We start from the raw sequence: 16,462 nt of genomic DNA, 5'->3' as shown, positions 1-16,462 counted from the left end.
ACATCCTCAGGCAATAACGCCCAGTTGTTTACCAATGCGTGTGAACGCCTCAACAGCACGCGTAATCTGCTCAGGGGTATGCGCTGCAGACATCTGAGTACGGATACGCGCCTGGCCTTTTGGAACCACTGGATAGAAGAATCCAGTAACGTAAATCCCCTCTTTTTGCAGCTCACGGGCAAACTCCTGCGCCACCACCGCATCACCCAGCATAACCGGGATAATCGCGTGGTCCGCACCGGCTAAGGTAAAGCCTGCGGCAGACATTTGCTCGCGGAACTGGCGCGCGTTCGCCCACAGGCGATCGCGTAGTTCGCTACCTTGCTCGACCATTTCCAGCACTTTAATGGAAGCAGCCACAATCGCCGGAGCCAGTGAGTTGGAGAACAGATAAGGGCGGGAACGCTGACGCAGCCACTCAACGACCTCTTTACGGGCCGCGGTGTAACCACCGGATGCGCCGCCGAGCGCTTTACCCAGCGTACCGGTAATGATGTCCACACGGCCCATCACGTCACAGTATTCATGAGAGCCACGACCATTTTCGCCGACAAAGCCGACCGCATGGGAGTCATCAACCATGACCAGCGCATCGTACTTGTCCGCCAGATCGCAGACGCCTTTCAGGTTCGCAATCACGCCATCCATAGAGAACACGCCATCGGTGGCGATCAGGATATGACGAGCCCCCGCTTCGCGCGCCTCTTTCAGACGCGCTTCCAGCTCGACCATGTCGTTGTTGGCGTAACGGAAACGCTTCGCTTTACACAGACGAACGCCATCAATGATTGAAGCATGGTTCAGGGCATCGGAGATGATCGCGTCTTCTGCGCCCAACAGCGTTTCAAACAGACCGCCGTTGGCGTCAAAGCAGGAAGAGTAAAGGATGGCATCTTCCATACCAAGGAAAGCCGCCAGTTTTTGCTCCAGTTGCTTATGGCTGTCCTGGGTACCGCAAATAAAGCGTACCGAAGCCATACCAAACCCGTGAGAATCCATACCCGCTTTTGCCGCGGCAATCAGTTCCGGGTGGTTAGCCAGTCCCAGATAGTTGTTCGCACAAAAGTTAATAACGTGGCTTCCATCTGCCACGGTGATATCCGCCTGCTGGGCAGATGTAATAATGCGCTCTTCTTTAAACAATCCTTCCGCACGTGCGGTTTCGAGATCGTTGGTTAACTGTTTGTAAAAATCCCCACGCATTTCAATTCTCCAGACTGGGCAAATTTCAGCACATATTACCCAAAGCTATACATTGATACGAGATGACGCATCATCACTTCTTCAAAATGAAGCATAAATCACGCGTACCCGCACAGCTTATCGGTGAATGGCTGAAGCCTGGACCATGTAGTGATATGATAGAAGTATTCGTGTCTGAGATTGTCTCTGACTCCATAATTCGAAGGTTACATTTATGATCATCGTTACCGGCGGCGCGGGCTTTATCGGCAGCAACATCGTTAAGTCCCTGAATGATAAAGGCATCACCGATATTCTGGTGGTGGACAACCTGAAAGACGGCACTAAATTTGTTAACCTGGTGGACCTGAATATTGCTGACTACATGGATAAGGAAGACTTCCTGATCCAGATTATGGCTGGCGAAGATTTCGGCGATATCGAAGCGATTTTCCACGAAGGCGCATGCTCTTCCACCACCGAGTGGGATGGCAAGTATATGATGGATAACAATTATCAATACTCCAAAGAGCTGCTGCACTACTGCCTGGAGCGCGAAATTCCGTTCCTGTACGCCTCTTCCGCCGCGACTTACGGCGGTCGTACGTCTGATTTCATCGAATCCCGTGAATATGAGAAACCGCTGAACGTCTATGGCTACTCAAAATTCCTGTTCGACGAATACGTGCGTCAGATCCTGCCAGAAGCCAACTCTCAGATTGTTGGCTTCCGCTATTTCAACGTCTACGGACCGCGCGAAGGCCACAAAGGCAGCATGGCAAGCGTCGCTTTCCACCTCAATACCCAGCTTAACAATGGCGAAACACCAAAACTGTTCGAAGGCAGTGAAAACTTCAAACGTGATTTCGTTTATGTTGGCGATGTGGCGGCGGTAAATCTGTGGTTCCTCGAAAACGGGGTATCCGGCATCTTTAACCTCGGCACCGGTCGCGCGGAATCTTTCCAGGCCGTTGCCGATGCAACGCTGGCGTACCATAAAAAAGGCAGCATTGAGTACATTCCATTCCCGGAAAAACTGAAAGGCCGCTACCAGGCATTTACTCAGGCAGATCTGACTAACCTGCGCGCAGCGGGCTATGACAAGCCGTTTAAGACCGTTGCCGAAGGCGTAACGGAATATATGGCCTGGCTGAACCGCGACGCGTAAGAAGTTAGCATGAAAATACTGGTGATCGGCCCGTCATGGGTGGGCGACATGATGATGTCGCAAAGTCTCTATCGCACGCTCAAGGCGCGCTATCCCCAGGCGATAATCGACGTGATGGCACCGGCGTGGTGCCGTCCGCTGCTGTCGCGTATGCCTGAAGTCAACGAAGCCATCGCCATGCCGCTGGGACACGGCGCGCTGGAGATCGGCGAGCGCCGTAAGCTCGGTCATAGCCTGCGTGAAAGACGCTATGATCGCGCCTGGGTGCTGCCGAATTCTTTTAAATCCGCTCTGGTGCCGTTTTTTGCTGGCATCCCCCATCGTACCGGCTGGCGTGGCGAGATGCGCTACGGCCTGCTAAACGATGCGCGCGTGCTGGATAAAGAAGCATGGCCGTTGATGGTCGAGCGCTATGTGGCTCTGGCCTATGATAAAGGCGTGATGCTGACGGCCAAAGATTTGCCGCAGCCTCTGCTATGGCCGCAGTTGCAGGTCAGCGAAGGTGAAAAATCCCTGACCTGTAGTCAGTTCTCTCTTTCTGCCGAACGCCCCATCATCGGTTTTTGCCCTGGTGCGGAATTTGGTCCGGCGAAACGCTGGCCGCATTACCACTATGCGGAACTGGCGAAACAATTAATCGATGAAGGCCATCAGATTGTGTTGTTTGGCTCTGCAAAAGACCACGAAGCCGGAAATGAGATCCTCGCTACGCTGAGCCTTGAACAGCAGTCCTGGTGCCGCAATCTGGCGGGTGAGACACAGCTGGAGCAGGCAGTCATTCTTCTCGCTGCCTGCAAAGCGGTTGTCACCAATGATTCTGGATTAATGCACGTTGCCGCCGCGTTGAATCGACCTCTGGTAGCATTATATGGCCCAAGTAGTCCGGATTTTACTCCGCCATTGTCGCACAAAGCGCGAGTCGTCCGCCTGATTACGGGCTACCACAAAGTGCGTAAAGGCGATGCAGCAGAAGGCTATCATCAGAGCCTGATCGACATTACTCCTCAGCGCGTACTGGAAGAACTTAATGACCTGTTGTTACAAGAGGAAGCCTGACGGATGCGGGTTCTGATCGTTAAAACATCGTCTATGGGCGATGTGCTGCATACGTTGCCCGCATTAACCGATGCGCAGCAGGCCATACCGGATATTCACTTTGACTGGGTGGTGGAAGAAGGGTTCGCTCAGATACCTTCCTGGCATTCGGCCGTTGACCGCGTGATTCCGGTAGCGATCCGCCGCTGGCGTAAAGCGTGGTTTTCAGCGCCGATTAAAGCTGAGCGTAAAACGTTCCGCGATGCGGTCCGTTTACTGCAATATGACGCGATAATTGATGCGCAGGGGTTGGTAAAAAGCGCAGCGCTGGTTACTCGTCTGGCTCACGGGATCAAGCATGGTATGGACTGGAGCACGGCCCGTGAACCGCTGGCGAGCCTGTTTTATAATCGCAAGCATCATATTGCCAAACAACAGCATGCCGTAGAACGTACGCGTGAATTGTTTGCGAAAAGTCTGGGATATAACAAACCGCAATCGCAGGGTGATTACGCTATCGCTCAGCATTTTTTGACAGAAGTAAATGCTGATGCAGGGCAATATGCGGTGTTTCTGCATGCCACGACCCGTGATGATAAGCACTGGCCGGAAGCCAACTGGCGGGAGCTGATTGGCCTGTTAAACAATGCAGGCATACGCATTAAACTGCCCTGGGGAGCCGCGCATGAAGAAGCGCGTGCCAAGCGACTGGCGGAAGGGTTTACTTATGTTGATGTCCTGCCACGGATGAGTCTGGAGGAGGTCGCCCGCGTTCTGGCGGGGGCTAAATTTGTCGTGTCGGTTGATACAGGCCTGAGCCATTTAACCGCCGCATTGGATCGCCCCAATATAACGCTGTATGGCCCAACGGATCCGGGATTGATTGGGGGATATGGGAAAAACCAATATACACAACAGAGCCATTCCGGAAAATTGCAGGATCTGGATGCTAGTTTAGTCAACGCATCGCTGGTTGATAATAATTTGCTTTAACTTTAAGAGATGAACCATGCTTCACCAACACATGCTTTCTCGCTTTATATATAGTATAAAAAACAATCCATTCGATTTTATATACTTCTTATTTTATGTCGGGATACTTGCTACTTTAGGGATGGTACTGGTCAATCCGGATGAAGCACTGAAGATATTTATTTTCTCCACTGTTCTGTCTCTGCCTCTTATAGGTAAAAACTTAAAGCATGTATGCAGTAACAAAAAGAATCTGGTTTTGCCTTTTATGTTGCTACTCTTCGGTTTGCTGCAGATTATTTGGGTAGAAATATTTAAACAACCAGGCTCAGCTTTTACCGGAGCCTACCGCTCATATCAGAACGGTGGCAAAGTGATGCTGTTTGCCGCACTGGTGATGACCGCGCTAACATCGCGAGCGCCGTGTGCCAATAAAACCCGCATAACCAGTATCTGGGTGATTCTTACGGCAATCGGTTTGTATCTTTTCGCGGGCTATCAACTTGTGAATCAGCCTGATTTATTAAGCTATCGTTTGGCACTCGGTTTTGAACACCAAACTGGTACAGCTTATGCACTAACATTGATTGGCTTATTGGCATCTCAGGCTATCATCAACCTGCGTATAAAACATACCGTTTCACTGTATCTGTTACATTTTTTGATATCGCTGGCGGTGATCATTACCACGCAAACTCGGGCGGCTATTTTGGTATACCCGACCCTGAGTATCGGCCTGTTTCTTATGCACTATCGTCATAACGGGACCATGTTGATCAAAGCATTATTGGCCTTCGTGATACTGGTCGGTCTGGCGGTCATCCCTTTAAAGCCAGTAGTTGAAAATCGCTACCAGAATTTTATGCTGGATGTACACGCTTACAGCCAGAACAATAGTAACACCTCTATAGGCGCGCGACTCGCAATGCAACAAGTCGGCATTGAGGCAGGGAAAGTACATCTCTGGGGCCAGTCACTTGAACAACGTAGTGATGAGATCCAGCAACTAACGCTACAGCATCCCTCATGGCAAGTCGCTCTTATATTCGTTAACGTTCATCTACATAACGAAATCGTTGATACCTTTTCGCTAAAGGGCATCCCCGGAATTGTTGTGCTACTCTTGCTCTATACCGCTATGTTTTTAAGAGCTTACTGGCAACGGAGTCCTCTGTTGTTCGTCATCTCTGGCGCTATCGCTATCTATGGCCTGAGTGATTTATTATTATATGCCAAAGGTGAAGCCTTAAGCAGCGTACTGGCGTTATGCGTAGCAGTAATGCTGAGTTCGAATTCCGACGAGAGAACAATGCCATGATTAACGCTTCAGGTTATTTGCTGAGCATAATTATACCCACTTATAACAATGCTGAACTCATCACAGCGACGTTGGCGTCTATCCATCAGAGCATTACTGACGAAGTGGAGGTAATAATTGTGAATGATGGTTCACCAGATTTAACGGAAGAGCGCATCAAGGCATTTTATCGTGAGCATAACTGCAACAACGTTAAATATATAAACCAAAAAAATCAAGGGGTTGCAATCACCCGTAACGTTGGGCTTGCCCATGCAACAGGAAAGTATATTGGTTTTATCGACAGCGATGACATTGTCTGTAAGGATTATTTCACTATTCTCCTCCCTAAACTGAGGGAGGAAAAATATGATATCGTGGAATTCAACTTAACCAGGGATATCAACAATCTGTATCAGAACAAACCTGGTGAAAAGCATGCTTTAGCCGAACACGAAATTAGTTTGGCTGATGATAACTATGCTCCCCTGTTGCCAACTTTCCGTGCCGGGCAATGGCATCTTATGACAAAAATCTTTCACCGCGACATTATTGGCAACGATCGATTCGAAGAACATCGTCGATATGAAGACATGATTTTCTGCCCCTTTCAATACTTTAAGTGTCATTGCATATTAAAGATAGAAAATAAATTATATTACTATCGGGTAAATGAAAAAAGTATTACCGAAAATATTATTGATAGCGATGCGGACAGCATCTTCTTTGCTATGCGAAAAATGTATAACTATGTGAATAAAAATAAAGAAAAACGTACTGTCGCCACATTAATGATCATCAATTGTTTTCTGGAAGGCCGCAAACTTTTACGTAAAAAGAAAGGCTACTATCGTTATAACGAAAGTATGTTAAATGACATTCAGAATGCACTTGCATGCTGCGATACCAAAATCGTTAAAAACAAAATAATCCTTAAGATGAAATATCCGCATATCGACCGTTCAATTTCTGAAATAAGATACAAGATACTATCTGCATGCAAAAATTTATTTTTTCGAAAGGGATTTTAACATGTTTGATAAAGTCGATCGTGTTCTTATTTGCAAGCTCAAATTTTATGGTGATGTTCTATTAACAACACCTGTCATTGCCAGCATTCAGGCTCGTTATCCTCATGCTAAAATCGATCTGCTTCTTTATAAAGATACAAAATCAATTTTGGCAGCAAATGAAAGTATTAATGAATTTTATCTCATTGAGAAAAAGAAAGGCCTTTTAGATACAGTAAAAAATTATCTTTCAGTGCGCCAACAGCTGAAAAAAAACCACTACGACCTGATCGTTAATTTAACTGAGCAGTGGCCGATTGGCGCTCTTATTGCCTCATTACGTCGCCCCTCAATTGCATTTGAACGGGATAAGAAACAATGGAACAAGCTTTTTTCACGGGTTACACCGCTGACCGGTACGCATATAGTTGAACAAAATCTCTCCATTCTGAAAGGTGTTGGGTTTAGCGAGACCGATCTGAAAAAAGAGATGTCACTGCACTACCGCCGGGATGATTACCACTATTTGGTTTCCCAACTTCCGGCATTACCTTCACAAAAATATGTCGTTATTCAACCTACTGCCAGACAAGAATTCAAATGTTGGGATGATGATAAATTTGCCCATGTGATTGACTATCTGCATCAGCGTGGCCTGCATGTTTACCTAACCTGTGGGCCAGCATTGAGTGAACAACAGCAAGTCCAGCGTATTGCTGAACAGTGTCAATCATCACCTGACCTGACACTGGCAGGCAAAACAACCTTCCTGCAATTGGCCGCGTTGATCGACCATGCGGTTCTTTACATCGGGGTCGATTCTGCGCCTATGCATATGGCGGCAGCATTAGGAACACCACAGGTTTGCCTGTTTGGGGCAACCAATTATCAGCAATGGAGACCATGGTCAGATAATGCTGTATTGATTTGGGCTGGCGATTACCATCCCATGCCTCCCAGAGATGAACTCGACAGGTCAAAAAAATATTTAACATGGATACCGGAGCAAGCCGTGATTGACGCTATCGATAGGGTACTTCATGATAGTGGCAATAATAAAGGCAATAATAAAGGCAATGAGAAAGCATAGATGGACAACAAAAAAAACGTTATTAATATTGCTTACTGTACAGATGCCAATTATCTGGAATATGTAGCAGTGTCCATTATGTCTGTCATAATGAACAACCCTGGACAAGACTTGTCATTTTTCGTTTTTGTCTATGACGTCTCAGACGACGAAATCAATAAACTGCGCGCAACCAGCGATAAAATTCAGGTTATCAATATTGATAAAGAAGAGATTGAGAAATATAACAATGACTTTGCAATCAAACACCTGAACCGTTCAACCTATATGCGCCTTGCCGTTCCGCGCTTATTAAAAGATAAAGTTGAGTACTTTATCTATTTAGATGCAGACACTCTGTGTTTCGATAAACTCAATGATATTAACAGTATTGATATCAGTAACGTCATTTGCGCAGTCAGCCACGACTCGCTCGATATCCATGATACAAAAAATGCCAAACGCTTGGGTCTCAGTACGGGTCATTACTTCAATGCTGGTTTTTTGTATATTAATATCGCGAATTGGATTAAATTCGACATCGAAAACAAAGCAAATACTGTGCTATTTGAACAAGGAAAAACTCTACCTTACTTTGATCAAGATGCTCTGAATATTGCAATGGATGGCAACGTCAAATTTATTGATAATCGATGGAATTTTTTGTTTAACTGGTTTAACGACCAACAAAAAGAGAGTTTCTTCTATCGAAAAGATATCCTGCCACGCATTATCCATTTCACCGGTGGACGAAAGCCATGGTATAAAGAACACACTGGGCTTTCACAGCAACTGTATCTTTTCTACCATCATTTCACACCATGGCAGAACACAGAAATGCGCTCTTATGCTCCACGAATGAGACCTACTGATTATCGGGTTTACTCACGTCAGGAAGCCAAAAGAGGAAATTACTGCGCTTCTATCAAATGGTATCTGAAATATCTCAAGACAAAACTACGCTAAATAAAAAACTCCCTTTCGGGAGTTTTTTTACTTACTTTGTAACTTTGCACGTAAATAGCCGATATAGCTAATTACTGAAGCGAAATACTTTCCTTGTAGCCTTTCATGCCGTGATTTCTTTTTGTATTGCTTTGGTGTTCTGGCTGGTAACAAAGGAACATCAGCCCATGGAGAAGACTTCCACGCTTCAACAAAATACTGTGCTGAAGGATAGTTAGCCCATGAATTCCATGGCTTGGTAACGCCTATATAATGAATCAAAATGGTTTCAGGCGTTATAAACTCTTTATATTTTGAAATATCTTTGCTCTTAAGCTCTTGTTTAATACCATATATTGCATCATAAATTCGTGGTAAGAAAATAGTTTTCCCCAAAAACATGATATTCAAAACATCCTGGTCAAGAAACGCAAATTTCTTAGTTTTATCTAACAGAGTAGAAAATGCTTTAGAGAAAAATTGTTGTTCCTTCCATTCCTTTAAATTAGCAAAAATAACCCCAGCATTAAAATATTGCTCATTAAACTCTGGAACATTAAGACGAGTAGCGGCATATGAGCGACTATCATCAACATCCTGGATAACGGCAGCAACATGATGCTCAAATTTGATATTCGTTAAATCAATCAACGAACCCTTACATACCACATCGGCATCAATATAGAGCAAACTATCGATTTTTTCACTAAGATATTCAAATGCAATAAATCTAAAATAAGTCGCATGAGACCAGGCATTTCCACATGGCAAGACCTTTAGTCCTTCAGCATTCATTACATAGACAGTTATATTAGTAGCAAATTTTTTTGCTAGTTTTTCAAGCCGTTGTCGATAATCTGAATCAATATAATCAGTAAAAAGGTGAAAATGAATGCTGATATCTTGATTATGTAGTAAAACGGACGACATCGAAACTGCCGCTCCGAACATAAAATTCTGATCAACCCCCCATGCAATATTCAGCTGCGGGGTATGATCTGTTGGAGCACCAAAGATCTCAATGGTATCCTTGATAGACTGATGACAATCAAAATTCATGTACTACACCTTTTTTATGCTATCTGAAAATTATCTGCACAACAGACTAGTGCGACCGTGCATTATGTAGTTTATTTTTTATATACATAACATGACTTAGCACAGAACGGATATATTTTCGCTGCACTCTTTCATGTCGTGACTTACGTTTATACAACTTGGCTGTGTTTGCGTTTAACAGAGACTTTTCCGCCCATGCGGATTTCTGATATGCATCAATAAAAAACTTAGCCACCGGGTATTTAGCCCATGAATGCCATGGTTTAGTGACGCCCACATAGTGAATTAATACCGTATCATCGGTAATGAAATCCTGATAAATCTTATCGTTTTTATTTTTGAGCTCCTGATCAACGCCATAAATGCAGTTAAAGTCTCTTCTCAGGAAAATAACATTCCCGACAAACAAAATATTGAGTACGTCCTGGTCGAAATAAAGCAATTCTTTTTGGCGTTTGTCTAATATAGAAAATGCTTTAGTTAACAACTGCTGCTCACGCCATACTTCGAGATTCGCAAATACAACACCCGAATTAAAATACCCATTACTCAGTTCAGGGATACCGAGTCTGGTACCGGATTTAATTCGCACTTCATCAACATCATTAATAACAGCTGCATATTCCCCACAGAAATTAATCTCAGTAAGTTCCCGTAGAGAACCTTTACAAATGACATCGGCATCCAGATACAGTACCGAGCTTAATTCGGTGCTTAAATATTCAAATGCAAAGTAACGATAGTACATTGCATAAGTCCAGGCTTTCGTGCTCGGCAGTTCACGAAATGCAGCATTATCGAAAACAAGGACAGTCACGGTCGTACTGTACATTTGTGTCAGTCGTTTTATGCTTTCCAGATAGTCGTCATCAATATAGTCAGTGGCGATATAAAAATGGATATCAATATCAGGATTATTCACTAATACTGAGGTCATAGAAATGCCTGATCCAAACAAAAAATTACGATCAACACCATACGCAACGCTTAGTTTTTTACTCTTGTCATGCGTAGAGCTGTCGATGATATGTTTTTGAATGATCAACTTCTGGAAATCGATGTTCATAATAAAATAGCCTCAAACTTCATGTGTAATTTATAGCGCTTTTCTTATTGTTCTTTGTCTTATTTTTTGCGCTTTTGTGACAGCCTGTTCAAACAACCTGACTTCCTGACGAAAGATTTCACGTAATGGCATCGAAAAATAGACACGTAAAAAACGGTAGATATCTCTGGACGTTAGACCAATTTCCAGTGAGGAGAAATAGAGCCCGATCAAATCCTTATCCCGCCAGCGGCGTGGTACCTGCTGACGTATTTGAGCACGATGTAGATCAATCACAGAAAGTTTGATATCCGCAACATCTGCTGGCATCGGCTGTTGGAGCAGGAAGTGGCAAATATAACAATCCCGATGATTTACCCCACCTCGATGCATTTTACCCACCATTTCCGCCACGCGGGTAATAATGGTCCGTTTTAATACAAAATCGGGCCGTTCAACTCCCCAATTGGCGCAAAAATCTTCAAGACTGATGGCAGGAGAAAGATCCTCGGTGATAATAAATGAGGTTCGCTCTAACGGATTCAGGCCTTTCTGTCCAAAAGCAACCCCCGTCATTGTTTCCACATTCAGTGCTTGCAAACGGTGAATCGCCAGCCACTCCCGGTCCGCGCCAAGCACAGGCATGCGCAGAGAAATAAGGTTTTTCACCACTTCTTTAAGCGTGGTCCCATGATGATATTTAAGAAAGTAACCTTTTCCCATCATCTCAAAACGCAGGGTACGCCGAGTTTCCAGAGCGCGAAAAACCTCGCCATCCAGCTTAGTGACTTCCGTGAACGGGTCTTTTCCTTGCCATTGCGTGGCAAATGGTTCTTTCAATTCAATCATTTTCGAGACCTAAAATGATATCTGCAGCTTTATCTGCCAGACTGTAGAGATCTTCTGTATCAGCAAAATGTCGCGCATTTCCAGCCCAACGACTTCTCTGCTCATTATTTTGCAGCGCATCGAAAAGCGCTGTATTCAAATTTTCCTGCGCAAAAGGTTCAGGAATCACCACGCCGCATCGGGCGGCAGTGATATAACCTGCGTAGCCGCATACCTCAGTGGTTAATACTGGCAGCCCGGCAACTACGGCTTCTAGCAAGACAATACCAGCGGCTTCCTGAACTGCCGGGTGAAGCAATAAATCAGCAGCGGACATCAATTCAGCGACATCATCTCGCCCCGAGAAGAATTGCACATGCTTTTCAATACCCAATTGGCGGGCCAGAGCACGATAACGCTCGGCCTTATCCTGACCAACAACCATCAACTGAGTACGGTGACGTATAGTCTCAGGTAAAGAAGCCAACGCCTGTAAGCTTCTTGGCACACCTTTACGCTTGAAATCTGATCCGACCTGCAGAAGCAGGAACTGATCGAGAGCAATACCATTCTTTTCTCTGACAATCTGCCTGCTGTTTTCAGGTTGCAGGCTGTATTTTCTGTCTGGGTAGATACCTGGCGGCAGAATACGAAAACGCTGGCTCTCGGTATGATAATGCTGTTTGAAATCACCGATTTGCTTATCGGTTAACATCAAAAGCGTGGTACCGGAACCTTGTTGAAACGTCGCTTTTTCAAATGCAGAGTAGTGCCGATACCGACGCGTCAACTTATAGAAGAAGCCCTTCTCGCGGGCGACCTTTTCCGCATAGCAAACGTCGGCGGCGTAATACACATCCAACCCAGGCATTTTATTAAAACCAACGATACGATCGACGGGATGCTGACTTAAATAATTCTGAACCCACTGATAATATTGCTCGTTTTTCCCATGATTAGTTCTGGCTGTGACGGGTACGAGTATAATTTCGAGTCCTTGCGGACGTTCGCCCTGCCATGACTGGGTAAACACCTGGACATGATGACCTCGCGCAGCAACCGTAAGCGCTACTCGCAGAAAATCACGCTGTAACCCACCATAGGGGAAATACTTGTACAAACAAAAAGCAATATTCATGCATTAATATCCGCATCGCGTCGCCAGGCATAGCAGGTCTGATACATCCAAAGTTTACCGCCTATGTTTTCGAAACGTTTCTGCCGGCTAGCTACCTGAAATTGCGCAGTAGTATATCATTTATTACCACGCATTCCGAAACGAATATTTTTTGAACAAAATAAAGAAATAAATCATTAAAAACAAAAAGATATAAAATTAACGCATTCACCTTAAAACACGCGCCGCACAAGACGTTAAGCCGCGTCAGTACGTTCATAGGCATTTTTAAAAATGCCGCCGATTAAAACAGTGCCGCGACGATTCCATCGTTTTGCTGCGACCTGGATAAAAATGATGGTAAAGCCATAGTTAAATACATAGAATCCCCAGCACATTCATAAGTTAGCTACCATTATGCTCGAATTGCTTTACACCGCCCTTTTCTACCTTATTCAGCCTTTGATCTGGATACGGCTTTGGGTGCGCGGACGTAAGGCTCCGGCCTACCGTAAACGCTGGGGTGAACGCTACGGTTTTTACCGCCGTCCGCTAAAACCAGGCGGCATCATGCTTCACTCAGTTTCTGTGGGCGAAACGCTGGCAGCTATTCCATTAGTCCGTGCTCTGCGACATCGTTATCCCGACTTGCCGATCACGGTAACCACCATGACGCCAACCGGCTCTGAGCGCGTACAATCCGCGTTTGGTACTGACGTTCAGCACATTTATTTGCCATACGATTTACCGGATGCTTTGAACCGTTTCCTGAATAAAGTTGACCCCAAGCTGGTGTTAATCATGGAAACCGAGCTGTGGCCAAATCTGATCGCGGCACTCCATAAACGCGGTATTCCTCTGGTCATCGCCAACGCACGGCTTTCTGCGCGTTCAGCCGCTGGCTACGCAAAATTAGGCAAATTTGTTGGTAAGCTACTGCGTCGAATTACGTTGATTGCCGCACAGAACGAAGAAGATGGCGCTCGTTTTATTACGCTTGGCGCCAGGAGCAATCAGGTCACCGTCACCGGCAGCCTGAAGTTTGATATTTCCGTCACGCCACAGTTGGCCGCCAAAGCGATTACGTTGCGTCGTCAATGGGCGCCTCATCGCCCGGTGTGGATTGCAACCAGCACGCACGATGGTGAAGAAAGCATTATCATTGCAGCCCACCAGGCGTTATTAAATCAGTTTCCTAATCTTTTGCTGATCCTGGTTCCCAGACATCCTGAGCGATTCGCGGATGCCATTAACCTCGTACGCCAGGCTGGGCTAAGCTATACCACACGCTCTTCTGGCGAAGTTCCATCCTCAGATACTCAGGTCGTTATCGGCGACACCATGGGCGAGCTGATGTTGCTTTACGGCATTGCTGACCTTGCTTTTGTCGGTGGTTCACTGGTTGAACGTGGCGGACACAACCCACTGGAAGCCGCGGCACACGCCATTCCGGTACTGATGGGGCCACATACCTTTAATTTTAAAGATATTTGTGCTCGTCTCGAACAGGCAAGCGGATTGATCACCGTCACCGACGCAACCACGCTGGTGAAAGAGGTCTCTTCTTTACTGACCGATGCCGATTATCGTAATTTTTATGGCCGTCATGCAGTTGAAGTCCTGTATCAAAATCAGGGCGCGCTACAGCGCCTGCTGCAGCTGTTGGAACCTTATCTGCCACCCAAAACGCATTGAGGCAAATCATGCAAAAACGGGCGATTTATCCAGGAACCTTTGATCCCATAACTAACGGCCATCTTGATATCGTGACCCGTGCGACCAGCATGTTCGATCACGTGATCCTGGCGATTGCCGCAAGTCCCAGTAAAAAACCGATGTTTACACTTGAAGAACGCGTCGAGCTGGCGCAACAGGCAACGGCGCATCTCGGCAATGTGGAAGTTCTGGGATTCAGCGACTTAATGGCAAACTTTGCCCGTGATAATCAGGCTAACATTCTGATCCGTGGCCTGCGCGCGGTAGCAGATTTTGAGTATGAAATGCAGTTGGCCCACATGAACCGCCACCTGATGCCGCAACTGGAAAGCGTCTTTCTGATGCCGTCTAAAGAGTGGTCATTTATCTCATCGTCACTGGTGAAAGAAGTCGCCCGCCACCAGGGAGATGTGACGCACTTTCTGCCGGAAAACGTCCATCAGGCGTTAATGAGTAAACTAAAGTAATACGTCTGCCCGGATAAGACATACAGCTTATCCGGCCAGCAACGAATGTTATTTCTGACAGCGACGGCAGTAGAACGTCGTACGCTGGGCGTGTTTTGTCGCAATGATCGGCGCGCCGCATACGCGACAGGGTTCGCCTTCTCTCCCATAGACCTGCAGCTCCTGGGCAAAATAGCCCGGCTTACCGTCGCTTTGCAGGAAGTCCTTCAGCGTCGTTCCACCCTGTTCGATCGAACGCAGCAAAACCGCCTTAATGACGCGCACCAGTAGTTCGCACTCATCCTGCGACAAAGATGAGGCCAGACGGTCAGGATGGATACCCGCTGCAAACAGCGACTCGCTGGCATAGATATTACCTACCCCCACCACCAGCTTGTTATCCATCAGCCAGGGTTTAATCGCGGTTTTCTTCTTCGCGCATTTCTGCTGCAGATAACTGGCGTTGAAATCGTCGCTCAGTGGCTCTGGTCCAAGATGAGCGAGAACATTATGCCCATCGAGCTCTGTCGTCCACAGCCAGGCGCCAAAACGGCGAGGATCGGTATAGCGCAGAACTTTGCCGTTACTCATCACTAAGTCGACGTGGTCATGCTTTTCTGCCGGAAGCTCTTCAGGAAGGATACGCAAACTACCCGACATCCCCAGATGAATGATAATCCAACCATCCGACAGTTCCAGCAACAGGTATTTCGCGCGCCGCTGTACGCTGAGAACGGGTTTATCACTCAACCGGTAGATTTCCTCGGATACCGGCCAACGCAAACGACCGTTACGCACAGTCGCGTGCATAATCGTTGCCCCAACCAGATGCGGCTCAATACCGCGGCGGCTGGTTTCGACTTCAGGTAATTCAGGCATAGTATCTCCGGCGATGTATCAGGTCACATTAATATGGGGACGGCCAGAAAACAAAAAACCCCGCCGAAGCGAGGTTTTTTATTACATCAAAGCGAGAATTACTTGATTTTCGCTTCTTTGTAGAGAACGTGCTGACGGACAACTGGATCGAATTTTTTCAGTTCCAGTTTTTCCGGCTTAGTACGTTTGTTCTTCGTAGTGGTATAGAAGTGACCAGTACCAGCAGAAGAAACCAGCTTGATTTTCTCACGAATACCTTTAGCCATGATTTATTTCCTCTTAGTACTTAGTACTTTTCGCCACGGGCACGCAGTTCAGACAGAACTGTTTCGATGCCTTTCTTATCAATAACACGCATACCTTTAGCAGATACACGCAGGGTGACAAAACGCTTTTCGCTCTCAACCCAGAAACGGTGAGAGTGCAGGTTAGGCAGGAAACGGCGTTTAGTCGCGTTCAGTGCGTGGGAACGGTTGTTACCGGTCACCGGACGCTTGCCAGTAACTTGGCAGACTCGGGACATGTCTATTCTCCAAAAATCAAATTAGCTCGAGCTTCGTATGGGGTATCGGCGCCTCGTCAGGCTTTACAGCCCGGTCATCGCGTAGTTCTAAGTGAACTCTCGATTGCCAGGCCCAAATGCCAAACCCGAGATTCTCAAAGGTGGCGTAGTATACGCTGACCCGGCGTTATG

The 16,462-nt window shown here is 46.3% G+C and carries 17 protein-coding genes; 9 read left to right on the top strand and 8 right to left on the bottom strand.

The features are described from left to right. Positions 1-6 precede the first annotated feature (6 nt). Positions 7-1,203: a glycine C-acetyltransferase gene (gene kbl, locus AC534G_RS00675; RefSeq protein WP_087857212.1), complete on the bottom strand. Its 1,197-nt coding sequence runs from the start codon at positions 1,201-1,203 to the stop codon at positions 7-9. Positions 1,204-1,417: 214 nt separating this feature from the next. On the opposite strand from kbl, the gene rfaD reads away from it, so the two are divergent. The 7 genes from rfaD to AC534G_RS00640 are packed head-to-tail and all read left to right on the top strand — an operon-like array spanning position 1,418 to position 8,699. Beyond that, the gene (gene rfaD / locus AC534G_RS00670; protein ID WP_003827312.1) at positions 1,418-2,350 is read left to right on the top strand and encodes an ADP-glyceromanno-heptose 6-epimerase; all 933 of its coding nucleotides are present in this window, start codon (positions 1,418-1,420) and stop codon (positions 2,348-2,350) included. A gap of 9 nt (positions 2,351-2,359) precedes the next feature. Beyond that, entirely contained in the window at positions 2,360-3,406 is a 1,047-nt protein-coding gene (gene rfaF, locus AC534G_RS00665) for an ADP-heptose--LPS heptosyltransferase RfaF (protein ID WP_069323713.1), read from the top strand. A gap of 3 nt (positions 3,407-3,409) precedes the next feature. After that, a complete protein-coding gene (gene rfaC / locus AC534G_RS00660; protein WP_110496512.1) occupies positions 3,410-4,378 on the top strand; it encodes a lipopolysaccharide heptosyltransferase RfaC in 969 nt (322 codons plus the stop codon). A 16-nt stretch (positions 4,379-4,394) separates the two neighbouring features. Continuing rightward, positions 4,395-5,675: an O-antigen ligase family protein gene (locus AC534G_RS00655; protein ID WP_110496510.1), complete on the top strand. Its 1,281-nt coding sequence runs from the start codon at positions 4,395-4,397 to the stop codon at positions 5,673-5,675. Then, positions 5,672-6,685 carry a glycosyltransferase family 2 protein gene (locus AC534G_RS00650; RefSeq protein WP_110496508.1) on the top strand — a complete coding sequence of 338 codons (1,014 nt, stop codon included), beginning with the start codon at positions 5,672-5,674 and terminating at the stop codon, positions 6,683-6,685. Before AC534G_RS00655 ends, AC534G_RS00650 begins: the two co-directional genes overlap by 4 nt. 1 nt (position 6,686) lies before the next feature. Beyond that, positions 6,687-7,754 carry a lipopolysaccharide core heptosyltransferase RfaQ gene (rfaQ, locus tag AC534G_RS00645; protein ID WP_110496506.1) on the top strand — a complete coding sequence of 356 codons (1,068 nt, stop codon included), beginning with the start codon at positions 6,687-6,689 and terminating at the stop codon, positions 7,752-7,754. Continuing rightward, positions 7,755-8,699: a glycosyltransferase family 8 protein gene (locus tag AC534G_RS00640; RefSeq protein WP_038635346.1), complete on the top strand. Its 945-nt coding sequence runs from the start codon at positions 7,755-7,757 to the stop codon at positions 8,697-8,699. A gap of 27 nt (positions 8,700-8,726) precedes the next feature. On the opposite strand, the gene AC534G_RS00635 is transcribed toward AC534G_RS00640, so the two are convergent. From AC534G_RS00635 to AC534G_RS00620, 4 genes are read right to left on the bottom strand one after another with little or no spacing between them, the layout of a single operon-like run. After that, complete coding sequence (locus AC534G_RS00635; protein WP_069323709.1) at positions 8,727-9,737, bottom strand: glycosyltransferase family 8 protein; 1,011 nt, start codon at positions 9,735-9,737, stop codon at positions 8,727-8,729. A gap of 46 nt (positions 9,738-9,783) precedes the next feature. After that, positions 9,784-10,803 (bottom strand): glycosyltransferase family 8 protein, encoded by a 1,020-nt coding sequence (locus tag AC534G_RS00630; RefSeq protein ID WP_038635351.1) that lies wholly within the window; start codon positions 10,801-10,803, stop codon positions 9,784-9,786. 30 nt (positions 10,804-10,833) lie between these two features. After that, positions 10,834-11,631 carry a lipopolysaccharide core heptose(I) kinase RfaP gene (gene rfaP / locus AC534G_RS00625; RefSeq protein ID WP_069323708.1) on the bottom strand — a complete coding sequence of 266 codons (798 nt, stop codon included), beginning with the start codon at positions 11,629-11,631 and terminating at the stop codon, positions 10,834-10,836. Beyond that, on the bottom strand, positions 11,624-12,748 hold the full coding sequence (locus AC534G_RS00620) for a glycosyltransferase family 4 protein (RefSeq protein WP_110496504.1): 1,125 nt from the start codon (positions 12,746-12,748) through the stop codon (positions 11,624-11,626). The genes rfaP and AC534G_RS00620 overlap by 8 nt, the downstream gene beginning before the upstream one ends. A 396-nt stretch (positions 12,749-13,144) precedes the next feature. Here AC534G_RS00620 and waaA point away from each other — a divergent pair, with 396 nt between their 5' ends. Both waaA and coaD read left to right on the top strand, forming a co-directional pair. Beyond that, a complete protein-coding gene (gene waaA / locus AC534G_RS00615; protein ID WP_110496502.1) occupies positions 13,145-14,422 on the top strand; it encodes a lipid IV(A) 3-deoxy-D-manno-octulosonic acid transferase in 1,278 nt (425 codons plus the stop codon). A gap of 8 nt (positions 14,423-14,430) precedes the next feature. Continuing rightward, entirely contained in the window at positions 14,431-14,910 is a 480-nt protein-coding gene (gene coaD, locus AC534G_RS00610; RefSeq protein WP_003024099.1) for a pantetheine-phosphate adenylyltransferase, read from the top strand. A 48-nt stretch (positions 14,911-14,958) separates the two neighbouring features. Here the strand turns inward: coaD and mutM are convergent, their stop codons facing one another. The 3 genes from mutM to rpmB all read right to left on the bottom strand — a co-directional run bounded on the left by mutM (position 14,959) and on the right by rpmB (position 16,291). Continuing rightward, positions 14,959-15,768, bottom strand: coding sequence for a bifunctional DNA-formamidopyrimidine glycosylase/DNA-(apurinic or apyrimidinic site) lyase (gene mutM, locus AC534G_RS00605; RefSeq protein ID WP_038635364.1), 810 nt, complete (start codon positions 15,766-15,768; stop codon positions 14,959-14,961). 98 nt (positions 15,769-15,866) lie between these two features. Then, entirely contained in the window at positions 15,867-16,034 is a 168-nt protein-coding gene (gene rpmG, locus AC534G_RS00600) for a 50S ribosomal protein L33 (RefSeq protein WP_003024094.1), read from the bottom strand. A gap of 20 nt (positions 16,035-16,054) precedes the next feature. Then, the gene (rpmB, locus tag AC534G_RS00595) at positions 16,055-16,291 is read right to left on the bottom strand and encodes a 50S ribosomal protein L28 (protein WP_003024071.1); all 237 of its coding nucleotides are present in this window, start codon (positions 16,289-16,291) and stop codon (positions 16,055-16,057) included. Positions 16,292-16,462 lie beyond the last annotated feature (171 nt).

It is taken from the genome of Citrobacter sp. CRE-46 (assembly GCF_059615875.1).
This window is presented reverse-complemented; position numbering and strand designations above follow the sequence as displayed.